Source organism: Streptomyces sp. NPDC102441 (assembly GCF_044765585.1).
Lineage (GTDB): Bacteria > Actinomycetota > Actinomycetes > Streptomycetales > Streptomycetaceae > Streptomyces.
Window position 1 is genome coordinate 356932 of record NZ_JBIWKH010000005.1, and the last position, 21363, is coordinate 378294.

Here is a 21363-nt window from a genome sequence, read left to right on the forward strand (position 1 = left end):
GGAACCGGCTCGCGAGGGCGCCGCCGCCTCCGCGTACGGGCCGCGTCAAGAACTCCGGCCCTTCCGTATGGAGCCCGTCAAAGGTACTCAACACGCGGCTCACCTCGCGGTTTGCTTCTGGTCGGCCGCACGGGCCGATTCCATTCCGTTCTCTTCACACAGGAGCTCACGATGGCCGATCCGGCCTTCGTCGCCATCACGATCGCGGTTTTCGCACTGGTGGCTCTCATAGCCAAGGGGGTGACGAAGCTGTGACCGCCGAGAACATCGCCGGCCTGGTCGTGGCCGTCTCCCTGCTGGTGTACCTCGTCCTTGCACTCGTGTACCCGGAGAGGTTCTGAGGCCCGATATGAGCCCCGTAACAGCTGGTGTGCTCCAGTTGCTCGCGCTGATGTCCGCGCTTGCCCTGGCATACCGTCCGCTCGGTGACCACATGGCCCGGGTCTACTCCTCGGAAAAGCATTACCGGCCGGAGAAGTGGATCTACCGTGCCGTCGGCGCCGACCCGTCGGCATCCATGCGCTGGCCGGCCTATGTGCGCGGCGTGCTCGCCTTCTCCGCGGTGAGTGTCCTCTTCCTCTACGCGCTTCAGCGCCTCCAGGGGACTCTGCCCGGTTCGCTCGGCTTCGGGTCGATCGACCCGGACCAGGCGTTCAACACGGCGGCGTCCTTCGTGACGAACACCAACTGGCAGTCGTACTACGGCGAACAGACCATGGGCCACGTCGTGCAGACCGGCGGTCTCGCGGTGCAGAACTTCGTCTCGGCCGCCGTCGGCATGGCCGTGGCCGTGGCCCTCGTACGCGGGTTCTCGCGCTCCCTCACCGGCGAGCTCGGGAACTTCTGGACGGACCTGGTGCGCGGCACCGTACGCATCCTGCTGCCGATCGCCGTGATCGGCGCGGTCGTGCTGGTCGCGTGCGGTGTCATCCAGAACTTCTCCGGCATCCACGAGGTCGGGCAGTTCACGGGCGGCACGCAACAGTGGAACGGCGGCGCGGTCGCCTCGCAGGAGGTCATCAAGGAGCTGGGTACGAACGGTGGCGGCTACTTCAACGCCAACTCCGCCCACCCCTTCGAGAATCCGAGCCCCTTCTCCAACCTGTTCGAGATCTTCCTGATCCTCCTGATCCCGTCCGCGCTGACCCGCACCTTCGGCCGCATGGTCGGCAACCTGCGGCAGGGCTACGCGATTCTCGCCACGACGGCCACCATCTGGCTCGCCTTCACGGCCCTGATGATGTGGACGGAGTTCGCCCACCACGGCCCGGCTCTCGATATCGCCGGCGGCTCGATGGAGGGCAAGGAGACACGGTTCGGCATCGGCGGATCGTCGGTCTTCGCCGTGGCGACCACCCTCACGTCGACCGGTGCGGTGAACTCCTTCCACTCCTCGTACACGGGGCTGGGCGGCGGCATCACCATGCTCGGCATGCAGTTGGGAGAGATCGCGCCCGGCGGTGTCGGATCCGGTCTCTACGGCATGCTGGTCATGGCGGTCATCGCCGTGTTCATCGCCGGCCTCATGGTCGGCCGTACACCCGAGTACCTCGGAAAGAAGATCGGCACCCGGCAGATCAAGCTCGCGGCGTGCTACATCCTGATCACGCCGGCGCTGGTGCTCTGCTTCACCGCGGTGGCTATGGCTTTGCCCACTCCGGCCGACTCGATGACCAACAGCGGCGCGCACGGGTTCTCCGAGATCCTCTACGCCTACACCTCCGGCGCCAACAACAACGGCTCCGCCTTCGCCGGGCTCGACGCCGACACCCAGTGGTTCAACACCACCATCGGGATCGCGATGCTGCTCGGCCGTTTCCTGCCGATCGTGTTCGTCCTGGCACTGGCCGGCTCGCTCGCCGAGCAGCACCCGGTCCCCTCCACAGCGGGCACGCTGCGGACCGACAAGCCCCTCTACGCGGGTCTGCTCGTCGGCACGATCCTCATCCTCACCGGTCTGACCTACTTCCCGGCCCTGGCGCTGGGGCCGCTCGCCGAAGGACTCGCCTCATGAGTACCGTCACCCCCACCCGCGCCCCGCACGAAGACCGGTCCGGCGACGGCGCCGCCGCGTCCGGCCGTGTCGGCGGGGGTCTCTTCGACCCGAAGCAGCTGCTGAGGTCCTTCCCGGACGCGTTGAGGAAGCTCGATCCACGCGTCATGATCAAGGCTCCCGTCATGTTCGTGGTGCTCGTCGGCTCGGTGGCCACCACCCTGCTGGCACTCCAGGACCCGGGTGACTGGTTCGGCTGGGCCATCACGGCCTGGCTGTGGCTGACCACCGTCTTCGCCAACCTCGCCGAGGCCGTCGCCGAGGGGCGCGGCAAGGCCCAGGCCGACACCCTGCGCAAGGCGAAGACCGACACGGTCGCCCGCCGGCTGGACGGCCGTGACGAGGTGGAGGTGCCCGGCACCGAGCTGCGCGTCGGTGACCTGGTCGTCTGCGAGGCCGGCGACATCATCCCCGGCGACGGTGACGTCGTCGAGGGCGTGGCGTCCGTCGACGAGTCGGCCGTCACCGGCGAATCCGCCCCGGTGATCCGGGAGTCGGGCGGCGACCGCAGTGCCGTCACCGGCGGCACGAAGGTGCTCTCCGACCGGATCGTCGTAAGGATCACCACCGAGCCGGGGAAGACCTTCATCGACCGGATGATCGCCCTGGTCGAGGGCGCCGCCCGGCAGAAGACACCCAACGAGATCGCGCTGAACATACTGCTCGCCTCGCTGACCGTCGTCTTCCTGCTCGCCGTCGTCACCCTCCAGCCGTTCGCGATCTACGCCGGCGCCAGACAGTCCATGATCGTGCTGGCGGCGCTGCTGGTCTGCCTGATCCCGACGACCATCGGCGCCCTCCTCTCCGCGATCGGCATCGCGGGAATGGACCGTCTCGTCCAGCGCAATGTGCTGGCCATGTCGGGACGCGCGGTGGAGGCGGCGGGTGACGTCTCGACGCTGCTGCTCGACAAGACCGGCACGATCACACTCGGGAACCGGCAGGCCGCGGAGTTCGTACCGGTGAGGGGTGCGACCGAGGCGGAGCTGGCCGACGCCGCCCAGCTGTCGTCGCTGGCCGACGAGACCCCCGAAGGCCGCTCGGTCGTGGTCCTCGCGAAGGAGAAGTACGGTCTTCGCGGACGCCACCAGGGCGATGTCTCGCACGCCACATGGGTCGCCTTCACGGCTCAGACCCGTATGTCCGGGGTGGACGTGGACGGTCTCAAGGCCCGCAAGGGTGCGGCGGGTTCGGTCGTCGCGTGGGTGCGGGCGCGGGGAGGCCACGTCGCCGACGACGCCGGCTCCCTCGCCGGCCGGATCTCGGAGGCGGGCGGCACCCCGCTGCTCGTCGCCGTCGAGGACGCGAAGGGTGCGCGGATCCTGGGCGTCATCCACCTCAAGGACGTCGTCAAGGACGGCATGCGGGAGCGCTTCGACGAACTGCGGCGGATGGGCATCAGAACCGTCATGATCACGGGTGACAACCCGCTGACCGCCAAAGCGATCGCCGACGAGGCGGGAGTCGACGACTTCCTCGCCGAGGCCACCCCCGAGGACAAGATGGCCCTCATCAAGCGGGAGCAGGCGGGCGGCAAGCTCGTCGCGATGACGGGCGACGGCACCAACGACGCCCCGGCGCTGGCCCAAGCGGATGTCGGCGTGGCGATGAACACCGGCACCTCGGCCGCCAAGGAGGCCGGGAACATGGTGGACCTGGACTCCGACCCCACCAAGCTCATCGAGATCGTGGGAATCGGCAAACAGCTCCTCATCACCCGGGGCGCCCTGACCACCTTCTCCATCGCCAACGACGTAGCGAAGTACTTCGCGATCATCCCGGCCATGTTCGCCGTGGTCCACCCGGGCCTGGACAAGCTGAACATCATGGGTCTCGCGTCACCCGAGTCCGCGATCCTGTCCGCCGTCATCTTCAACGCGCTGATCATCATCGCCCTCGTGCCGCTCGCCCTCAAGGGCGTCAGGTACCGGCCGGCCGGCGCCGACAGGATGCTGCGGCGCAACCTCGGGATCTACGGACTCGGCGGCCTGGTCGCCCCGTTCATCGGCATCAAGCTCATCGACCTGCTCCTCTCCCTCGTTCCCGGGCTCTCCTGAACCAGAAACGGCTGATCAGCCATGCGCACCTCCCTCAAGAACACCGCCCGCCTCCTCGGAGCGGGGCTGCGCGCCCTGCTCGTCCTCAGCGTCATCTGCGGCGTCCTCTACCCGCTCGCCGTCACGGGCGTCGCCCAGGCGCTCTTCAGCGAAAAGGCCAACGGTTCCGAGAGCGGTGACGGGAACGGCCGGACCGTCGGATCGTCCCTGATCGGGCAGACGTACAACCTGCCGAAGCAGAACCCCGACGACCCGGACGAGGTGGCGAAGCCTGACCTGAAGTGGTTCCAGCCCCGCCCGTCGAACGGTCTGGGCAGCAACAGTGTGAACCTCCAGTACTCACTGATCCTCTCAGGTGCCACCAACCGCTCGGCGGACAACGCCGACCTGGTCGAGTGGGTCACCGAGGCGAAGGCGGCGGTCGTGGCGGACAACTCCACCCCGTCCCACAAGGTGCGACCCCAGGACGTGCCGGCCGACGCCGTCACCTCCTCGGGATCGGGTCTCGACCCGCACATCTCCCCGGCGTACGCGAAACTCCAGGTCCACCGGGTCGCCCAGAGGAACAACCTCCCCGTGCGGCAGGTGGCGGAGCTTGTGGCCGATCACACCGAGGGCCGTGCCCTCGGGTTCATGGGCGAGCCCCGGGTCAACGTTCTGGAGCTCAATGTCGCACTCCGGGACGCCCCGAAAGTTTCGAACTCTTTGGGCTCGAATTCTGATCAGAACTCCAGAGAGCGCAACAACGAAGACCACCTTCATTGACCATAAGCCAACACGCTCGCGGCCATCCCGCGCATCGCGCAGGACCTGGCGAACAGAGGGCTGTGCGCCGGCATGATCTCGCCGCAGACCGGCCGCGCCGTGGCCCCCGGCTGACAGCCTGGCGTTTCCGGGCCGGTGGGGGCGGCGGCCCTGCCCGCCGCCCCCACCGGCCCGCCGCGTCCGCGTACGGCCTTGCCGGGAAGCCGAGTTGGGCTCCTGCCGACGTGATGGGCGCTCACGTTGCCTATCCTGGTCGCACGCTGATCATCCGCTGCCGCGCACACCCAGGAGTTCACCATGTCCCGACCGGAGAACGATGCCCCCGCCCTGCGCATCGACACCAGCAGACCCCACCCCGCCCGGATGTACGACTGGTTCCTCGGCGGCAAGGACAACTACCCGGTGGACGAGGCGTTGGGCCGGCAGATGCTTGCCGTCGAACCCTCCGTCCCGGTCATGGCGAAGGTGAACCGGGCCTTCATGCACCGCGCCACCCGGTGGCTGACCGACCAGGGGATCCGGCAGTTCCTCGACATCGGTACGGGGATACCCACCGAGCCGAATCTGCACCAGGTGGCCCAGCAGGCGGCGCCGGCCACGCGGGTCGTCTACTGCGACAACGATCCGATCGTCCTGGCGCACGCCGAGGCCCTGCTCAAGGGCACCACGGAGGGCTCCATCGACTATGTGCAGGCGGACGCCCGGGACGTGGACGCCATTCTCGAACACGCGGGCAGGACCCTGGACTTCAGCCGGCCCGTCGCACTCTCGTTGATCTCGCTGCTGCACTTCGTCAGTGACGAGGACGGCGCCTACGAGCTGGTGGCCCGGCTGACCGAGGTGCTCGCGCCCGGCAGCCACGTGGTGATCTCGCACCTCACCGCCGACTTCCACCCGGCCGAGGCCGGCAAGGTCAACGAGATGTACAAGGCCAACACGCTCACCCTGGCGCCCCGCACCCGTGATCAGTTCGCCCGCTTCTTCGACGGCCTCGACATCGTCGAGCCCGGCATCGTGGCAGCGGAGGCCTGGCACCCCGGGCTCGGTGAGCCGGTTCCCGGCCAGGACGACATCATCAGCGCCGGCTATGTGGCGGTGGGCCGCAAGTCGTAGCCCCGGCCCCGTCTCTGGCCACCGCTCCCCGGGGCGGGGCCGGAGTTGGCCGACAAGGCGCTGTTGACCTCGTCGGCGGCGCCCCCTGATTCTCGGGTGATCCGCCGCGATACAGGGAGGCAACACAATGACGGCCACAGCCGGAGAGACGCCCGTACCGTACCCCTTCAACGAGCCGGCCGGGCTGGGCCTGGCAGACGCCTACCAGGAGGCTCTGGAACGGCCCGGGCTCGTCCGCGTGCGCATGACGTACGGAGACCCCGCGTGGCTGGCCACCCGCTACGCCGACGCGCGCCTGGTACTCGGCGACCGCCGATTCAGCCGGGCGGAGGCCCTGCGCCACGACGAACCGCGACAGTCCGAGGGGAGCCGGGACAGCGGCATCCTGAGCATGGACCCTCCGGGACACACCCGGCTGCGCACCCTGGTGGCGAAGGCGTTCACCGTGCACCAGGTGGAGAAGTTGCGGCCCTGGGTACGAGAGCTGGCCGCCGGCCTGCTCGACAGGATGGAGGCCCAGGGACAGCCGGCCGACCTGGTGGAGCACTACGCGCTGCCGATTCCCGTCGCGGTCATCTGCCGCATGCTCGGCGTCCCGGAGGAGGACCGCCCCAGGTTCCGGGCCTGGAGCGACGCCGCCCTCTCCACCAGCTCCCTCACGGCCGAGGAGTTCCTGCGCAGCCGTGAGGAACTGCGCGCGTACATGGGTTCGCTGATCGAGGAACACCGGCGCAACCCCCGGCAGGACCTGATGACGGGGCTGATCGAGGCCCGCGACACCGGGGACCGGCTCACCGAACTGGAACTGGTCGACCTGTGCGTCGGCATCCTCGTCGCCGGCCATGAGACCACCGCGACCCAGATCCCCAACTTCGTGTACGCGCTGCTCGACCATCCTGACCAGCTGAAGCTGCTGCGGGAGAGCCCCGAGCTGATCCGCGGGGCGGTCGAGGAGCTGATGCGGTTCGTCCCGCTCGGCAGCGGCGCGGGCTTTCCCCGGTATGCGACGGAGGACGTGGAGGTCGGCGGCACGCTCGTCCGGGCCGGTGAGCCCGTGCTCGTCGCGGTCGGCGCCGCCAACCGCGACGCCCTGAAGTTCGAGGGCGCCGGACGCCTCGACGTCGCCCGGACAGGAGTCCAGCATCTGGGCTTCGGTCACGGCGTCCACCACTGTCTCGGCGCACCGCTCGCCAGGCTGGAGCTTCAGGAGGCGCTGGAAGCGCTGCTCGTCCGCTTCCCCGCCCTGCATGTCGCGGGGGACGTGAAATGGAAGGACCAGATGCTCGTGCGTGGTCCGCGTGAGATGCCGGTGGGGTGGTGACCGCCGTGGCGTGGACGACGGAGGTGGACCGCGAACTGTGCATGGGCTCGGGCATGTGCGTGGGGATGGCGTCCGATCTGTACGCCCTGGACGACGAGGACCGGGCCCGGCCGGTCCAGGAGCGGATAGCTCCTGACGAACGTGCGCTGGACGCCGCGGACTCGTGCCCCGCGTCGGCGATCCTCGTCCGCGACGGGGGCCGTCCCATCGGGCCGCGCCCCTGAGCGAGGGGGCCGGGCTGCCCGCGTCCGGCGGCGCCCCGGCCGGCCGTTCCTCATGCCGGCTGTCCCGCGCCCCGGACGCAGGACAGGACCACGACGAGAGGCCAGAACGACTGCGCGAACGTGAGGACCCGCTCGGCCGCCCCCGCCGTGTCGAGTACGAAGAGGGCGAGCAGGAACCACGCGCCGCCGAGCCACATCAGCGCGGCCGCCGTGACGGACGGCCAGGGCCGCAGCGCCCACGGCGGAGCCGCCGCGCGCGGCCCGCCGGCCGCGCCCGGCCCGGACCTGGCCCGCGGGCCGAAAACGCCGCGTCGCACGGCCAGAACCGGCCACACCGCGAGCAGCGCGAAAGCCACGGCCACGACCACGCCGTGGGAGAACGAGCCACCGCTGCTCGGGGCCGGGAACAGGGCCAGCATCATCGCCGAGAGCCCGCCGCCGGCCAGCGCCACCCGTCCGAACGGTGCGGCGGGTCGCAGTCCGCACGCGGTGACCACATGGCAGGCTCCGAGGGCGAGCAGGGCCGACGTCATCACCCAGTACCCGGCGGCGCCGTCGGCGGCCAGGATGCTGATCGTCGTCGTCGCGGGATCGTAGCCAGGCCCCTGAAGCTGCGCCGAGACCGCCCAGCCGCCGACGAGCAGGACCGGGGCACACGACGAGGAGAACAGGACCCACCAGGAGACAGACCGCATCGGTGAACGGTAGAACGCCCGGCCCGCAATCGCCGGTGTACACGCAGGCGATGGCGTACTCCGCTCACAAGCGGGTACACGTCTGGCGGCGGGTCACATGACGGCGTGTCGAACCGCACCGCCCGGCCGGACCGACGACGGCTCCCGTGTCCCTGCGCGCCGCACCGGAAGTAAATCCGAACAGAGGAGAACCCTGCTGTGCTGACACCCAGTCCTCAGGACCTGCGAGTCGCTCTGGCCCGCTACGCCGACGCGCGGATCGAGGACTCGCGGCGCTCCACCGTCGCCACCGCGCGCGCGTCGGAGGACGCCGCCTACACGCTGTGCGTGATGACGGGTACCCAGGCCGTTCCGCACGCCCTCCACATCGCCGACACCATGCTCGGGATGCGGACCTCGGTCTCCCCCGCGCTGCGCCGGCCCGACGGCGCGGCGCAGGACGGCCGCCTCCAGACCGCCTGAGAGGCCATCGGCCCCGTTCCTCCTGGCGAGGCCGCCGGTCAGACGAACTGCTGCACCACCAGCACCGACGCACCCGCGACCGCCAGTGCCGTGGCGGCCAGCCGGGTGCGCCGTACGTCCAGCCGACGGGTCAGATGCCGTGAGAGCAGCACTCCGGCGACGGCGGCGGGGGTGAGCAGCGCGGCGCCGAGCAGGGCATGCGCCCGGACTGTGCCCGCCGCCGTCAGCGCGGCGAGGCTCATGAGTGAGCCCACGAGGAAGAACGCGCTCATCGTGGCGCGCAGTTCCGGCCCGCGCAGCCGCTGCCACACCATCGCCATGGGCGGACCGCCGATGGACGTCGCCGTTCCCATCAGGCCGGACACCATTCCGGCGATGACCACCGCGGACCTCCGCTGCCTCGGGACGTAGCCCGCGATGCTCACCGCGACGCCGGCGAGGACCATACCGGCGATGAGGAGCGCGAGGTACCGGGTGGGGAGTGCGACGACGAGCAGTGTGCCCGCCAGCACTCCGGGCAGCCGTCCGACCAGCGCCCATCCGCAGCCGCGCAGGTCCGCCCGGCCGCGTTCGCGCACGAGTACCGTCGCCGTCACCCCGCCGGCGAGCAGCAGGACCGCGACGGGGGCCAGCGCGGGATCCACCAGGGCGAAGACCGGTGCGGCGATCATGCCGAGGCCGAAGCCGATGGAGACCTGGAGCAGTGCGCCGACGCCCACCGTGACGCAGAGCAGGGCGAATTCGAGGCCGCTCACACCCACGCGGCGCCTTCCTCCAGAGGAAAGTGGCACAGGGCTGTGTGCGGGTCGGCCGCGTCGTTCGTCTCCCTGGTGACGACCGGAGGTGTATGGGTCGCGCACCGGTCCTCGGCACGCCAGCAGCGGGTACGGAAGCGGCACCCGGAGGGAATGTCGAAGGGCGAGGGGATCTCCCCCTGGAGGTGGATCTCCTGGTGGCGGGGGTCACGGGAGGGCTTCAGTACGGGGGCGGCCGACATCAGCGCGGCGGTGTAGGGGTGCTGGGGGTGTTCGAAGACGTTCTCCGTCTCTCCCTGTTCGATGACCTTGCCCAGGTACATCACGGTCACCCGGTCGGAGATGTAGCGCACCACGGACAGGTCGTGGGAGATGAAGACGTAGGTGACGCCGAGGCGGGTACGCAGCTCCGAGAGGACGTTCAGGACCTGCGCCTGGACCGACAGGTCGAGAGCGGAGACGGGCTCGTCGCAGACGATGAGGTCGGGGTCGAGGGCCAACGCGCGCGCGATGCCGATGCGCTGGCGCTGGCCGCCGGAGAACTCGTCGGGGTAGCGGTGGGCGTCACTCTCCCGGAGCCCGACCAGGGAGAGCAGTTCGCGGATCCGCTTCTCGCGGGCCTTGGCTCCCGGTACGACGTCCCGGTGGGTGCTCCACGGCTCGCCGATCAGGTCGGCGGCCGACATGCGTGCGTTGAGCGATGCGAAGGGGTCCTGGAAGACCATCTGCACACGGCGGCGCCAGGCGAGCAGTTCCTTGCCGCGCAGGGCGAAGGGGTCGGTCCCGTCGAACCGTACGGTGCCCGAGTCCGGGCGCTCCAGCCCGAGCAGTACCCGGGCCAGGGTGGATTTGCCGCAGCCCGACTCGCCGACGAGCCCGAGGGTCTGCCCCCGCCCGATCCGGATGTCCACCCCGTCCAGGGCGGTCAGCCGGCGCCGGCCGCTGCCGAAGGTCTTGGTGACTCCTCGGACCTCCAGCAGCGGAGGGTCCTCCTGCGGGCCGTCCGCGCGAGGTGCGGACGTGGCTGTGGTGGCACGGGGCTCAGACACGTGCGAGCTCCTCGGAGAAGTGGCAGGCGGCCGAACGGCCCTCGCCCGCGGGACGCAGGGACGGGCGTTCCTGGAGACAGCGCTCCCGCACCAGCGGGCAACGGGCCTGGAAGACGCAGCCGGACGGCACCGCGCTCAGCTCGGGCGGGCTGCCGGGGACGGCGGGCAGGGGGCGCCCGCGCACGCTGTCCTCCGGAACCGAGTCCAGCAGCCCCCGGGTGTAGGGGTGGCGGGGGGAGGAGAAGACGTCCTGCACCGGTCCGTTCTCCACGACCGTGCCCGCGTACATCACGACCACCTCGTCGGCGCGCTGGGCGACCACGGCCAGGTCGTGGGTGATGAGTACGACGGCCATGTCCCGCTCGTCCTGGAGGTCCCGCAGCAACCGCATGATCTGCGCCTGCACGGTCACGTCGAGAGCGGTGGTGGGTTCGTCGGCGATGAGCACGTCGGGGCCGAGCGCCACGGCCATCGCGATCAGCAGCCGCTGGCGCATACCGCCCGAGAACTGGTGGGGATAGCTGCGGGCCCGTTGCCTCGGTTCGGGGATGCCCACGCGCGTCATCAGCTCGACGGCCTTCTCGTGGGCCTGGCGCCGGGAGAGTCCTCGGTGGATGCGGAAGGGTTCGCCGATCTGTCTGCCGACCGGCTGCACCGGGTTGAGGGCGGTAAGCGCGTCCTGGAAGACGATCGACAGGACGGGCCCGGCCAGCTTGCGGCGTTGCGCCGGGCTCATGCGGAGGGTGTCCTCGCCCCTGACCCTGACGGTGCCGCCGGTCACCGAGGCCGCGGGGTCCAGCAGCCCGACCACGGACAGAGCGGTCATCGACTTCCCGCAGCCGGATTCGCCCAGGACGGCCAGGGTGCGTCCGTGACGGACGCTGAAGCTGACGCCGTCGACGGCGCGTACCGTCCCGGAAGGTGTGGTCAGGTCCACGCACAGTCCTTCGACAGCGAGGGCCGGGGTGTCGGTGCCGGACGGGGTGGGGCTGGTGGTGGTCGTCACGGGATCATCTCCGGAGGGACGGCGGCCGAGGGGGTCCGGCGCTTCTTCGGCAGCGTCAGGCGCCAGCGCTGGGCGGGGTCGGTGGCGATGCGGGCCCAGGCGGCGAGCACGGTCGCGGACACCGTCGTGAGCACGATGGCCAGCCCTGGCAGCACGGTGATCCACCATGCGGTCTGGAGGTACTGCCGCCCCTGGGCGACCATCAGGCCCCAGCTCACGTCCGGGGGCTGGATTCCGATCCCCAGGAAGCTCAGTGACGACTCGGTGAGCATCACGAAGCAGAAGTCGAGGGTGGCGACCGTCAGCAGGGTGGGCAGGGCGATCGGCAGAATGTGCCGGTAGATGATCATCCGGCCGGCTGTGCCGAAGGTCCGGGCGGCGTCCACGAACAGCCGGCTCCGCAGCTCCGCCGCCTCCGCGCGCGCGGTGCGCAGATACACCGGGATACGGGTCACGGCCAGGATCAGCACGAGGTTCAGTGCGCTCGGGGAGAAGACGTACAGCACGACCACCGCGATAAGCAGCGAGGGAAAGCTGAGGATCACGTCGGCGAACCGCATGGCCACGCTCTCGCGGCGCCCCCCGTGGTAGCCGGCCCACAGGCCGAGGGCCGAACCGATCAACAGGGAGCACAGCACGGCCGGGACGGCCACGGACAGCGTCGTGGCGGCGGCCTCGATCAGCCGGGCCACCATGCTGCGCCCCAGGACGTCGGTGCCGAGCAGCCCGTACGCCCCGTCGTTCAGGGACGGTGGCCGCAGGGAGGCGCCGAGGTCCTGTCGCTGCGCGCGGTCGCCGATGAACAGCCGTCCGAAGAGGGCCACGAGGGCGACCACGGTGAGGATCACGGCCCCGGCGGCCGCGGCCCGGTCCCGGCCCAGCATCCGCCACCGGCTCGGCTGCGCGGTGCGGGCGGGAGAGGCCGCGTCCCCGGCGGAGGACTCTTCTCGGGTCATGGTGCTTCCTTCGCTCATGCCGGCACCGCCTGACGCACTCGGGGGTCGGTCAGCGCGTGGCAGACGTCGACGAGGATGTTCAGCGCGAAGATCGTCACGGCGGTCAGGAGGACGGCCGCCTGGAGGACCGCGAAGTCACGCTGGAGGATGGAGTCGATCATCAGCTTGCCGATACCGGGCCAGCCGAAGATCGTCTCGACGATCACCGCGCCGTTGACCAGACCCACCGTCAGGTCGCCCGCCACGGTCAGCACCGGTGTGACGGCATTGCGCAGGGCGTGGCCGAAGACCACCCGGCCGGGCGTGGCGCCCTTGCTCCGGGCGATCTTCACATAGGGCGCGGAGAGCGCGGTGACCATGCTGCCGCGTACCACCTGCACCAGCACGCCGAAGGGACGGATCAGCAGGGTCGCGATGGGCAGCACCCAGATCTCGGGGCCGCCGATCGTGCCCGAGGTCGGCAGCAGTCCGAGGCTCACGCCGAGGACCAGCACGCCCATGATGGCGAACCAGAAGTCGGGGATGCTGGCGGCCGTCATCGACAGCAGGCTGGCGATCCTGTCGATCAGGGAGTTGGGCCGGTAGGCGGCCAGGCTGCCGACCAGCAGCGCTCCGGTGATCGCCAGCAGCATGGTCACACCGGCGAGTTGCAGGGTGACGGGAAAGGCGTCGACCACCATCGAGCCCGCCGACTGCCCGGTCCGGAGCGAGGTGCCGAAGTCGAACCGCGTGGCGTCGACGAGGTAGTTCCACAGCTGTGCCGGGATCGAGAGGTCGAAGCCCTGCGCGGTGGAGAACTCCGCCCGTTGCTCGGCGGTGGCGCTCAGTGGGAGGTAGAGGTCGACGGGATTGCCGGTCATCCGGGCCAGGAGGAACACGCCGAGGACGACGCAGACCAGGGGGACGGCGCTGGAGAGTACGCGCTTGCGCAGAAATGTGATCATGTCAGTGCTTCGCCCCCTTGGCCGGGCTGACCTCGGCCAGCCGGAGTTCGTCCCCGGTGGCGGAGTCGGGCTTGTACCGGATCGCCGGCGACAGGCCCAGCAGTCCGCTCATGTGGGCGATGTGGGTGTACTGGACGACGGATTCGTTCTGCTCCGCGAGCAGGCCTGCGAAGGCCTTCTGCCGCTCCTTGCCGGAGAGCGCGGCCGCTTCGGCGATGCGCCGGTCCAGAGCCCTCGTGCCGAAGGTGGACTGGGGGCCGTCGCTCCGCAGGTACTGGCTGGTGGTGAAGTCCGCGTCACCGGCCTGGTTGCCGTGCATGATCAGCAGGGCGATGGGGCCGACGTCCTTGGGCAGCGGGCGGAGCTGGTACTGGAGGTGGGTGGCGGTGTCGGCCATCCGCACCCGTACGTTCAGCCCGATCCGCTCCATCTGGTACTGAAGTGCCTCCGCCGTCTCCGACACCCCGGAGAACATCCCGTTGCGGGCGACCAGGGTGACCTGCCGGTCGGTGGGCACACCGTCGGCCGACGCCTCCTCGATCAGGGCGCGGGCTTCGGCGACGTCCTGCCGGGCGGGCCGGATCGCGTCGCTGTGTCCCACCACTCCCGGCGGAACGAGTTGTCCGGCCGGTTCGGCCAGGCCGCCGAGCAGGGCGTCGATGATGCCCTGGCGGTCCACGGCCAGGTCGATGGCCCGCCGTACCCGCAGATCGTCGAGCGGAGCCTCACGGCCGTCCAGCCGCAGGGCGGTCGTCTCGTTGTTGGGGTAGGAGACCGTCGTGTCCTTCTCCGCCTCCATCGGGTCCAGGGCCACGGCTATCTCCGCCTCGCCCTTGTCGATCATGGCGGCGCGGACGCTGGCGTCGCTGCGCCACACGTACCGTGCCCGCGCGAAGGGCGGTGCCTCGCCCCAATAGTCGCCGAAACGGTTGAGGGAGATCGCCGCTCCGGGCTGCCAGGAGCGGACGGCATAAGGGCCGGTCCCGACCGGTATGCGCACCTTGGCGGCGCTGTCGGTGGTGCGGGGCACGATCTCCACGAAACTCAGGCGCAGCGGGAGGATGGGGTCCGGCTTCTCGGTGGTGACGGTCAGCCGGCGGTCGTTCACCGCCTCGACCTCGAGGTCGTCGTTGCCGAAGACGTAGCCCTCGACGTTGCAGGCGAGGTCGGAGTTGACCGCCCGGTCGATGGAGAAGGCGGCGTCCTCGGCGGTGAAGGGCGCGCCGTTCTGGAAGGTCACCCCGGAACGGATGTCGAACGACCAGGTGCGGGCCCCGGTCTGCTTCCAGCCGGTCGCCAGCAAGGGGTTCAGCTCGCCGGACGCGGGATCTCGTTCGACCAGGGGTTCGGTGATGTTGGACCGGACGACGACGCCGGTGCCTGTCAGTGATGCCTCACAGGGCTCCAGGGTGGGCGGTTCCTGGGTGAGCACCACCCGCAGGGTGCGACCGTCGGCCCGGCCGGTCTCGCCGCCGGCGCTGTTGGCCACGGCGCATCCGCTGGTCATGAGCACGGCGCCCGCCAGCAGTGTCGCTGTCAGCTTGCGGGGCCGCCTTGGTGCTGCGCGCTGGGTGGGTGAAACGAAGGACTTCATCGTCACATGTCTCCGGGGGAATCGCTGATGTGTCGCGTTCCGAGCTCTGGGGTATAAGGGCGACCACCACATGCTGTCTACACTTGCGTACTCCGTCCGTATCCGTGAACGCGAAGCTAAACCGGCGCCGGGGCAGCGTCAAGACATACGGAAGACCTGACATCCCCGCGCCGGTTCGCGCCCGGTGCCGCCGAGCGCCGCACACCCCCCGAAACCGTCGACGAAGACCGGAGCATCACCTTGCCGAACTCACCCCTCCCCACGAGCGCCCCGGACACCGTTCTCCAGGTGTCCCCCCTGCTGCCCGCCCTGGAGGACTCGCTGGCCGAGGGCTTCCACACGGTTCGCCTTCCGGAACTGCCCGACCCGGCGGTCTGGTTGCGTGAGCACGGCAAAGACGTGGTGGCCGCTGTGACGAGTGCGCGGACCGGCGTCAGCGACGATCTGATGGACGCGCTGCCGAGACTGGGGGCGATCGTCCACTTCGGCGTCGGCTACGAGACGACGGACGTGGTCCGGGCCCGCGCCCGGCGCATCGACGTCAGCAACACCCCCGACGTGCTCACCGACTGCGTGGCCGACCTCGCGGTCGGCGCCCTGATCGACGTCATGCGCCGGATGTCGGCCGCCGACCGGTACGTACGGGCGGGGAGCTGGGGCACCACGCCCTTCCCGCTGGCCTCACGGGTGAGCGGGAAGCGGGTGGGCATCCTGGGACTCGGCCGTATCGGACGGGCGGTAGCACAACGGCTCGACGGATTCGGCGCGCGAATCGCCTACTGCACGCGCACCCCGGTCCCAGGCGTCGGCTACCACCATCTGCCCAGCGCGGAGGCCCTGGCCGAGGCCTGCGACGCGCTTGTCGTGACCGTCGCGGGAGGACAGGGCACCGAGGGTCTGGTCTCGGCGGCCGTGCTGGACGCGCTGGGCCCCCAGGGATACCTGGTCAATGTCGCGCGGGGCAGTGTCGTCGACGAGCCTGCCCTGGTCGCAGCGGTCGAGGAGGAACGGATCGCGGGGGCGGCGCTCGACGTCTTCACCGACGAACCGAACGTGCCGCAGGCCCTGTTGGCCTCGGACCGGGTGGTACTGCTGCCGCACATCGCCAGCGCCACGCGGGAGACACGTGCGGCCATGGGCGACCTGGCCCTGCGCAATCTGAGGCGGTTCATGACGGAGGGGGTTCTGCTCACCCCGGTCCCGTGACCTCCCGGCCGACCCATTGACACCAGCACTCGTCCATACATACAAATATTGTCTACAGATGAGAACGTGACATCACTATGAGGATGGCCTGCATGGCGCGCACCTCCGAACGCATCGCCGACGTCACCGTGACCCCCGTGGCCTTCCGCGACCACCCCCTGCTCAACACGGTCGGCGTACACGAGCCGTACGCGCTGCGCACCATCGTGGAGATCACCACGGAGAGCGGGATCAGCGGCATCGGCGAGACCTACGGCGGCACGGTGCACCTGGAGCGGCTGCGCCGCGCCGCCGCCGAGCTGACCGGCATGGACGTCTGGAGTCTCAATGACCTGACCGCCCGCACCACGCGTGCGCTGGGAGCCGACACCACGGGCGGCGACGGCATGTCCGGGATGGTCACCGGAAGCAGCGCCGTGGACCGGATCATGGCTCCGTTCGACGTCGCGTGCCTGGACATCCAGGGCAAGACGGTCGGCCGTCCGGTCTGCGATCTGCTCGGGGGAGCCGTGCGCCCCGCGGTCCCCTACAGCGCGTATCTCTTCTACAAGTGGGCCGGGCACCCCGGCCAGGGCGACGACGACTGGGGCGCGGCCCTCGACCCGGCGGGCCTGGTCGACCAGGCCCGGCGCATGATCGGGACGTACGGCTTCTCCTCCATCAAGCTCAAGGGCGGCGTCTTCCCGCCGGATGAGGAGATCGCGGCGGTCAGGGCGCTGCGGAAGGCGTTTCCGGACCATCCCCTGCGCCTCGATCCCAACGCCGCCTGGAGCACGGAGACATCGCTGTACGTGGCCCGCGAGCTGGACGGCGTCCTGCAGTACCTGGAGGACCCGACCGAGGGCATCGAGGGCATGGCGTCCGTGGCGGGGCGGACACCGACCCCGCTGGCGACCAACATGTGCGTGGTCTCCTTCGACGACTTGGCCCCGGCCGTGGCGAAGGGCGCGGTGAGCATCGTCCTGTCCGACCACCACTTCTGGGGCGGACTGCGGCGCTGCGGCCAGCTCTCCGCGATCTGCGAGACCTTCGGGCTGGGTATGTCGATGCACTCCAACTCGCACCTGGGCATCAGCCTCGCGGCGATGACCCACCTGGCGGCGGCCACCCCGCGTCTGACCTACGCCTGTGACACGCACTGGCCCTGGAAACGGCCGGACGAGGACGTGGTGGATCCCGGACCGCTGCGCTTCAGCGAGGGTGGCGTCGCCGTACCGACGGCCCCCGGTCTGGGCGTGGAACTGGACCGGGACGCACTCGCACGGCTCCACCGCCAGTATCTGGACTGCGGGCTGCGCGACCGCGACGACACCGGCTACATGCGCCGTTTCGACCCGTCGTTCTCGATCAAGACCCCCCGGTGGTGACCCGCTCGTGCGCATCATGATCAATCACCGCATCCTGAGCCGGTTCGACGAACCCCTCAAGGCGGGTACGGAGGGCAGCCATGTCTGGTCGGACGCCTGCGACTGGGACACCGGCCGGATCTCCGACGCCCTCCCCGAGATCGACGTGTACATCGGATCGAAACTCGGGGCCGAGGACGCGCGCCGCGCCGCGCGCCTGCGGCTCGTGCATGTCGTCGGCGCCGGCTACGACGGCATTCCGCTGGACGCGCTCCGTCCCGGGGTGACGGTCGCGACCACCCATCACCACGGGCGTTCCATCGCCGAGCACGTACTGATGGCCGCGCTGATGCTCTCCCGCGACGTGCTGACGGCCGACCGCGTGCTGCGCTCCGGACGCTGGCGCAACGTGGCCGTCGACCCCGGGCTCCCGTTCGGGTCGACGCTGCGCGGACGGCGGGTCGGGATCATCGGCTTCGGCGAGACCGGGACCGAGGTCGCCCGGCTGTGCCAGGCGGTCGGGCTGGGGGTGCGTGCCGTGCGGCGCGACCCCACCGCGCCGGTCCCCGCCGATCTGCGGCCCGACTGGGTCGGCGGCAGCGACCGGCTGTCCGAACTCCTCGCCGAGTCCGACATCGTGGTGGTCACGGTCCCTCTGGGCCCCGCCACCCGCGGACTGATCGGCCCGGCCGAACTCGAGGCCATGGGGCCCGGGTCCCTGCTGGTCAACGTGGCCCGGGGCCCGGTGGTGCAGGAGGAGGCGCTCTACGAGGCGCTCCGCTCCGGTGCCATCGGCGGCGCCGCCCTGGACGTGTGGTGGTCCGGCCCGCCGGACCCGCCGAGCCGGCTGCCCTTCCACGACCTGCCCAACGTGCTCATGACGCCTCACAACTCGGGACACACCACCGACACCTTCGCCGCCCGCGCGACGGAGATCGCCGGCAACATCGGCCGGCTGCGGCGCGGCGAGCCGCTCGTGAACGTGGTGCGCGCCGGCGCGGGCGACACCCGGCCGGTGCCCGAAGACGACGCCACCCCTCGTGACCCGGCCCGTTCGTCCGGCGGCCCCCTCTCGCCCGACCACTGATGCAAGGAGCCCACTCGTGCTCGAAGGCGTTCTGTTCTTCCCCGTCACCCCGTTCACGGCCACCGGTGACGTCGACCTCGATGCCCTGCGCCGACATGTGTCGGCGGGCGTGGACGCGGGGCCGGGCGGCGTGTTCGTCGCCTGCGGCACCGGCGAGTTCCACGCCCTGGACCAGGAGGAGTTCGCCGAAGTCGTGCGGACCGCCGTCGACGCGGTGGGAGGGCGCGTTCCGGTGTACGCCGGAGTCGGTGGCGCGCTCGGCCTCGCCCGGCGGTTCGCCCGGGCCGCGGCCGAGGCCGGCGCGGACGGGCTGCTGCTCATGCCTCCCTACCTGGTCGAGTCGCCCGCAGCGGGGCTCATCGCCTACACCCGTGAGGTCGGCCGGGAGACCGGTCTCCCCCTGATCGTGTACAACCGCGCCAACGCCCGGTTCGACGAGCGCTCCGCGGCGGATGTGGCCCAGCTGCCCACCGTGGTGGGCCTCAAGGACGGGACCGGCGACCTCGACCTCGTCGCGCGCATCGTCCCCGCCGTGCGGGACGCCCTGGCCGCTTCCGGCAAAAGCTTCCAGTTCTTCAACGGCATGCCCACGGCCGAGGCGAGCCAGCAGGCCTACCGGGCGCTGGGCGTCAAGCTGTACTCCTCGGCCTCCTTCGCTTTCGCACCGGACATCTCCCTCGCCTTCCACCGCGCCGTCGAGGCGGGCGACCAGCCGCGGATCGACGCGCTTCAGCGCGCCTTCTTCCACCCCCTGGTCCGGCTGCGCCGACGGGTCCCCGGATACGCGGTGGCGCTGGTGAAGGCAGGTGTGACCCTGTCGGGTGTCGAGGCGGGACCGGTGCGGCCGCCGCTGACCTCACTCACCGGGCCGGAGACCGAGGAGCTGGCCGCCCTCATCGCCGATGGGCGCGCTGTGATCGCCTCCTGAACCGATCCCCAGGACCGCGTGGAACGGGTGGGGCGGCCGGAGGATCCGGCCGCCCCACGTGTCGGCTAAGGAGTCATCTCGTACGCCCCGGACAGCGCCTCGACCCGGTCCCAGACCCTGGCCGAGCGTGCTTCGTCCACAACAGGGCGACGCACCGCGGCGATGGCCCAGGCCTGCTGTTCCCCGGTCGCGGAGTCCTTGCCGTGGAGCTCGACGGCGTGCGCGGAGAAGTCGCGGACCAGTACGGAGAAGAGTTCGTCGAGCACGTCCTCGTCCAGGCCGGTCAGACGGGCCTGCTCCAGAATCAGCTGGCCGTGGACCACCAGCGCGAAGAGCTGGCCGACGGAGAGCAGGAAGTCGAGGTCGCGGCTCTGCCGCTCGTCGGGCGCCGCGCGGGACACGAAGTCGCAGAGCGCGTCCGCCTGTTCCCGGAAGCGGGCGACATTGGGGACCGCGGCGTACGCGTCATAGGCCGGGCGCCAGTCGTGGAAGCGTACGGAGCCGAGACCGCGGGCCGGTCCCTGGCGGAAGAGGAACGCGTCGTCACCGGCGTCCAGACGCGTCGTCACCGGCTCGTACCCGGCCGGGTCCAGCAGGTGGTTGCGCATGAACTTCAGAATGAGGGCGAGGTTGACGTGGACCGTGCCCTCGAGCTTGGGCAGGCTGCGGATCTCCACGGCCGCCTGGGCGAAGTAGGTGTCCTTCTCGAAGCCCTTGGCCGCGATGACGTCCCACATGAGGTCGATGACCTTCTCGCCCTCCGTGGTCACCTTCATCTTGGTCATCGGGTTGAACAGCAGGTACCGGCGGTCGTCGGGACCGGCCGAGCGGAAGTAGTCGACCGCGCGGTCGCTGAAGAGCTTCATGCCGACGAGCCGGACGTAGGCGTCGGCGAGCTCACGCCGGACGTGCGGGAAGGCTGTCACGGGGCGGCCGTAGAGGATGCGGTTCTGCGCATGGGTCACGGCCTCGTACATCGCGTGCTCGCAGATGCCGATGGAGGCGGTGCAGAGGTTGAACTTGCCCACGTTGACCGTGTTGAGGGCGGCGTCGAAGGCGGCGCGGCCGGTGTGCAGGACGTCGTCGGGGCCGACCGGGTAGCCGTCGAGGCGGAACTCGCTGACGTACTTGGAGGAGTCGACGACGTTCTTCACCAGGTGGTAGGCGGAGTGCCGGCTGTCGGCCGCGAAGAAGACGTAGCCCTCCGGTCCCTCGACGTCGGTGCGGCGGCCGAAGACGGAGACGAGGCCTGCGGCGTTGCCGTTGCCTATGTAGTACTTGGAGCCGGTGGCCAGGAAGCCGCCGTCGCTGTCCGGCTCCAGAAGCATGTCGGTGGAGTAGATGTCGGCGCCGTGCGCCTTCTCCGACAGACCGAAGGCGAACACCTCGCCCTGGGTGAGGAGTTCCGCCGCGCGGCTGCGGGCGGCCGCGTTGCCGCTCTGCCAGACCGGGCCGAGACCGAGGATGGTCACCTGCCAGGCGTACCAGTAGTCGAGGCCGTAGAAGCCGAAGATCTCGTTGAGCGCGGCGATCCGGGCGGTGTCCCAGCGCTGGTCCTCCCGCCCCGCGGCGGAGGCGGGGGTGAGGAAGGTGGCGAACAGCCCTTCCTTGGCGGCGAATTCGAGGAACTCCCCCAGCCAGGCGCGGGACCGGTAGTCCTCGATGATCCGGCGCTTGCCGCGGGCCTCGAACCAGTCGATGGTGGCGCGCAGGAGCCTGCGGGTCTCGGGGTCGAAGTGCGCCGGGTCGTAGGCACGCGGGTTGAACAGCAGCGGGTCGGCCATGGTGGTACACCTTCCGAG

20 protein-coding genes and 1 pseudogene are annotated in these 21363 nt (G+C 70.3%); 13 read left to right on the forward strand and 8 right to left on the reverse strand.

Annotated features, from left to right (window positions below):
• The first annotated feature begins 251 nt into the window (after window positions 1–251).
• The 8 genes and pseudogenes from kdpF to ACIREO_RS13150 all read left to right on the forward strand — a co-directional run bounded on the left by kdpF (window position 252) and on the right by ACIREO_RS13150 (window position 7533).
• On the forward strand, window positions 252–341 hold the full coding sequence (gene kdpF / locus ACIREO_RS13115; protein WP_033304754.1) for a K(+)-transporting ATPase subunit F: 90 nt from the start codon (window positions 252–254) through the stop codon (window positions 339–341).
• Window positions 342–349: 8 nt separating this feature from the next.
• Complete coding sequence (gene kdpA, locus ACIREO_RS13120; protein WP_404108248.1) at window positions 350–2014, forward strand: potassium-transporting ATPase subunit KdpA; 1665 nt, start codon at window positions 350–352, stop codon at window positions 2012–2014.
• Window positions 2011–4110 (forward strand): potassium-transporting ATPase subunit KdpB, encoded by a 2100-nt coding sequence (gene kdpB, locus ACIREO_RS13125; protein WP_404108251.1) that lies wholly within the window; start codon window positions 2011–2013, stop codon window positions 4108–4110. Before kdpA ends, kdpB begins: the two co-directional genes overlap by 4 nt.
• 21 nt (window positions 4111–4131) lie before the next feature.
• On the forward strand, window positions 4132–4875 hold the full coding sequence (locus tag ACIREO_RS13130; protein ID WP_404108254.1) for a potassium-transporting ATPase subunit C: 744 nt from the start codon (window positions 4132–4134) through the stop codon (window positions 4873–4875).
• A gap of 6 nt (window positions 4876–4881) precedes the next feature.
• Window positions 4882–4983 (forward strand): annotated as a pseudogene (locus tag ACIREO_RS13135) (polysaccharide deacetylase family protein); the annotation flags it as partial.
• Between the two features lie 189 nt (window positions 4984–5172).
• Window positions 5173–5988 (forward strand): SAM-dependent methyltransferase, encoded by an 816-nt coding sequence (locus ACIREO_RS13140; RefSeq protein WP_404108257.1) that lies wholly within the window; start codon window positions 5173–5175, stop codon window positions 5986–5988.
• A 127-nt stretch (window positions 5989–6115) separates the two neighbouring features.
• Complete coding sequence (locus tag ACIREO_RS13145; RefSeq protein WP_404108259.1) at window positions 6116–7309, forward strand: cytochrome P450; 1194 nt, start codon at window positions 6116–6118, stop codon at window positions 7307–7309.
• Entirely contained in the window at window positions 7306–7533 is a 228-nt protein-coding gene (locus ACIREO_RS13150; protein ID WP_404108261.1) for a ferredoxin, read from the forward strand. Before ACIREO_RS13145 ends, ACIREO_RS13150 begins: the two co-directional genes overlap by 4 nt.
• Window positions 7534–7583: 50 nt before the next feature.
• Here the strand turns inward: ACIREO_RS13150 and ACIREO_RS13155 are convergent, their stop codons facing one another.
• Window positions 7584–8228 (reverse strand): DUF998 domain-containing protein, encoded by a 645-nt coding sequence (locus ACIREO_RS13155; RefSeq protein ID WP_404108264.1) that lies wholly within the window; start codon window positions 8226–8228, stop codon window positions 7584–7586.
• Window positions 8229–8426: 198 nt separating this feature from the next.
• Between ACIREO_RS13155 and ACIREO_RS13160 the strand changes: the two genes are divergently transcribed.
• Window positions 8427–8690, forward strand: a complete 264-nt coding sequence (locus ACIREO_RS13160) for a DUF5133 domain-containing protein (RefSeq protein WP_404108267.1) — start codon at window positions 8427–8429, stop codon at window positions 8688–8690.
• A 38-nt stretch (window positions 8691–8728) separates the two neighbouring features.
• Here the strand turns inward: ACIREO_RS13160 and ACIREO_RS13165 are convergent, their stop codons facing one another.
• The 6 genes from ACIREO_RS13165 to ACIREO_RS13190 are packed head-to-tail and all read right to left on the reverse strand — an operon-like array spanning window position 8729 to window position 14994.
• Window positions 8729–9445 (reverse strand): TSUP family transporter, encoded by a 717-nt coding sequence (locus ACIREO_RS13165; RefSeq protein ID WP_404108270.1) that lies wholly within the window; start codon window positions 9443–9445, stop codon window positions 8729–8731.
• Window positions 9442–10494: an ABC transporter ATP-binding protein gene (locus ACIREO_RS13170; protein ID WP_404108273.1), complete on the reverse strand. Its 1053-nt coding sequence runs from the start codon at window positions 10492–10494 to the stop codon at window positions 9442–9444. Before ACIREO_RS13170 ends, ACIREO_RS13165 begins: the two co-directional genes overlap by 4 nt.
• Window positions 10487–11500, reverse strand: a complete 1014-nt coding sequence (locus tag ACIREO_RS13175) for an ABC transporter ATP-binding protein (protein WP_404108276.1) — start codon at window positions 11498–11500, stop codon at window positions 10487–10489. Before ACIREO_RS13175 ends, ACIREO_RS13170 begins: the two co-directional genes overlap by 8 nt.
• Window positions 11497–12456 carry an ABC transporter permease gene (locus ACIREO_RS13180; protein ID WP_404108278.1) on the reverse strand — a complete coding sequence of 320 codons (960 nt, stop codon included), beginning with the start codon at window positions 12454–12456 and terminating at the stop codon, window positions 11497–11499. Before ACIREO_RS13180 ends, ACIREO_RS13175 begins: the two co-directional genes overlap by 4 nt.
• Window positions 12457–12470: 14 nt before the next feature.
• On the reverse strand, window positions 12471–13400 hold the full coding sequence (locus ACIREO_RS13185; RefSeq protein WP_404108281.1) for an ABC transporter permease: 930 nt from the start codon (window positions 13398–13400) through the stop codon (window positions 12471–12473).
• 1 nt (window position 13401) lies between these two features.
• On the reverse strand, window positions 13402–14994 hold the full coding sequence (locus tag ACIREO_RS13190; RefSeq protein ID WP_404108284.1) for an ABC transporter substrate-binding protein: 1593 nt from the start codon (window positions 14992–14994) through the stop codon (window positions 13402–13404).
• A 240-nt stretch (window positions 14995–15234) separates the two neighbouring features.
• Between ACIREO_RS13190 and ACIREO_RS13195 the strand changes: the two genes are divergently transcribed.
• The 4 genes from ACIREO_RS13195 to ACIREO_RS13210 all read left to right on the forward strand — a co-directional run bounded on the left by ACIREO_RS13195 (window position 15235) and on the right by ACIREO_RS13210 (window position 19561).
• Window positions 15235–16200, forward strand: a complete 966-nt coding sequence (locus tag ACIREO_RS13195) for a 2-hydroxyacid dehydrogenase (protein WP_404108287.1) — start codon at window positions 15235–15237, stop codon at window positions 16198–16200.
• 92 nt (window positions 16201–16292) lie between these two features.
• Window positions 16293–17567: a glucarate dehydratase family protein gene (locus ACIREO_RS13200; RefSeq protein ID WP_404108289.1), complete on the forward strand. Its 1275-nt coding sequence runs from the start codon at window positions 16293–16295 to the stop codon at window positions 17565–17567.
• Between the two features lie 16 nt (window positions 17568–17583).
• Window positions 17584–18633, forward strand: coding sequence for a 2-hydroxyacid dehydrogenase (locus ACIREO_RS13205; protein ID WP_404108292.1), 1050 nt, complete (start codon window positions 17584–17586; stop codon window positions 18631–18633).
• Window positions 18634–18649: 16 nt separating this feature from the next.
• Window positions 18650–19561, forward strand: a complete 912-nt coding sequence (locus tag ACIREO_RS13210) for a 5-dehydro-4-deoxyglucarate dehydratase (protein ID WP_404108295.1) — start codon at window positions 18650–18652, stop codon at window positions 19559–19561.
• A 65-nt stretch (window positions 19562–19626) separates the two neighbouring features.
• On the opposite strand, the gene ACIREO_RS13215 is transcribed toward ACIREO_RS13210, so the two are convergent.
• Window positions 19627–21345: an acyl-CoA dehydrogenase family protein gene (locus ACIREO_RS13215; RefSeq protein ID WP_404108298.1), complete on the reverse strand. Its 1719-nt coding sequence runs from the start codon at window positions 21343–21345 to the stop codon at window positions 19627–19629.
• Window positions 21346–21363: the final 18 nt, after the last annotated feature.

What these genes read in the sequence shown, in the direction of transcription:
- kdpA (WP_404108248.1), top strand. Translation starts at nt 350, where the DNA reads ATGAGCCCCGTAACAGCTGGTGTGCTCCAGTTGCTCGCGCTGATGTCC.
- kdpB (WP_404108251.1), top strand. Translation starts at nt 2,011, where the DNA reads ATGAGTACCGTCACCCCCACCCGCGCCCCGCACGAAGACCGGTCCGGC.
- ACIREO_RS13130 (WP_404108254.1), top strand. Translation starts at nt 4,132, where the DNA reads ATGCGCACCTCCCTCAAGAACACCGCCCGCCTCCTCGGAGCGGGGCTG.
- ACIREO_RS13140 (WP_404108257.1), top strand. Translation starts at nt 5,173, where the DNA reads ATGTCCCGACCGGAGAACGATGCCCCCGCCCTGCGCATCGACACCAGC.
- ACIREO_RS13145 (WP_404108259.1), top strand. Translation starts at nt 6,116, where the DNA reads ATGACGGCCACAGCCGGAGAGACGCCCGTACCGTACCCCTTCAACGAG.
- ACIREO_RS13155 (WP_404108264.1), bottom strand. Translation starts at nt 8,228, where the DNA reads ATGCGGTCTGTCTCCTGGTGGGTCCTGTTCTCCTCGTCGTGTGCCCCG.
- ACIREO_RS13180 (WP_404108278.1), bottom strand. Translation starts at nt 12,456, where the DNA reads ATGACCCGAGAAGAGTCCTCCGCCGGGGACGCGGCCTCTCCCGCCCGC.
- ACIREO_RS13185 (WP_404108281.1), bottom strand. Translation starts at nt 13,400, where the DNA reads ATGATCACATTTCTGCGCAAGCGCGTACTCTCCAGCGCCGTCCCCCTG.
- ACIREO_RS13190 (WP_404108284.1), bottom strand. Translation starts at nt 14,994, where the DNA reads ATGAAGTCCTTCGTTTCACCCACCCAGCGCGCAGCACCAAGGCGGCCC.
- ACIREO_RS13200 (WP_404108289.1), top strand. Translation starts at nt 16,293, where the DNA reads ATGGCGCGCACCTCCGAACGCATCGCCGACGTCACCGTGACCCCCGTG.
- ACIREO_RS13205 (WP_404108292.1), top strand. Translation starts at nt 17,584, where the DNA reads ATGATCAATCACCGCATCCTGAGCCGGTTCGACGAACCCCTCAAGGCG.
- ACIREO_RS13215 (WP_404108298.1), bottom strand. Translation starts at nt 21,345, where the DNA reads ATGGCCGACCCGCTGCTGTTCAACCCGCGTGCCTACGACCCGGCGCAC.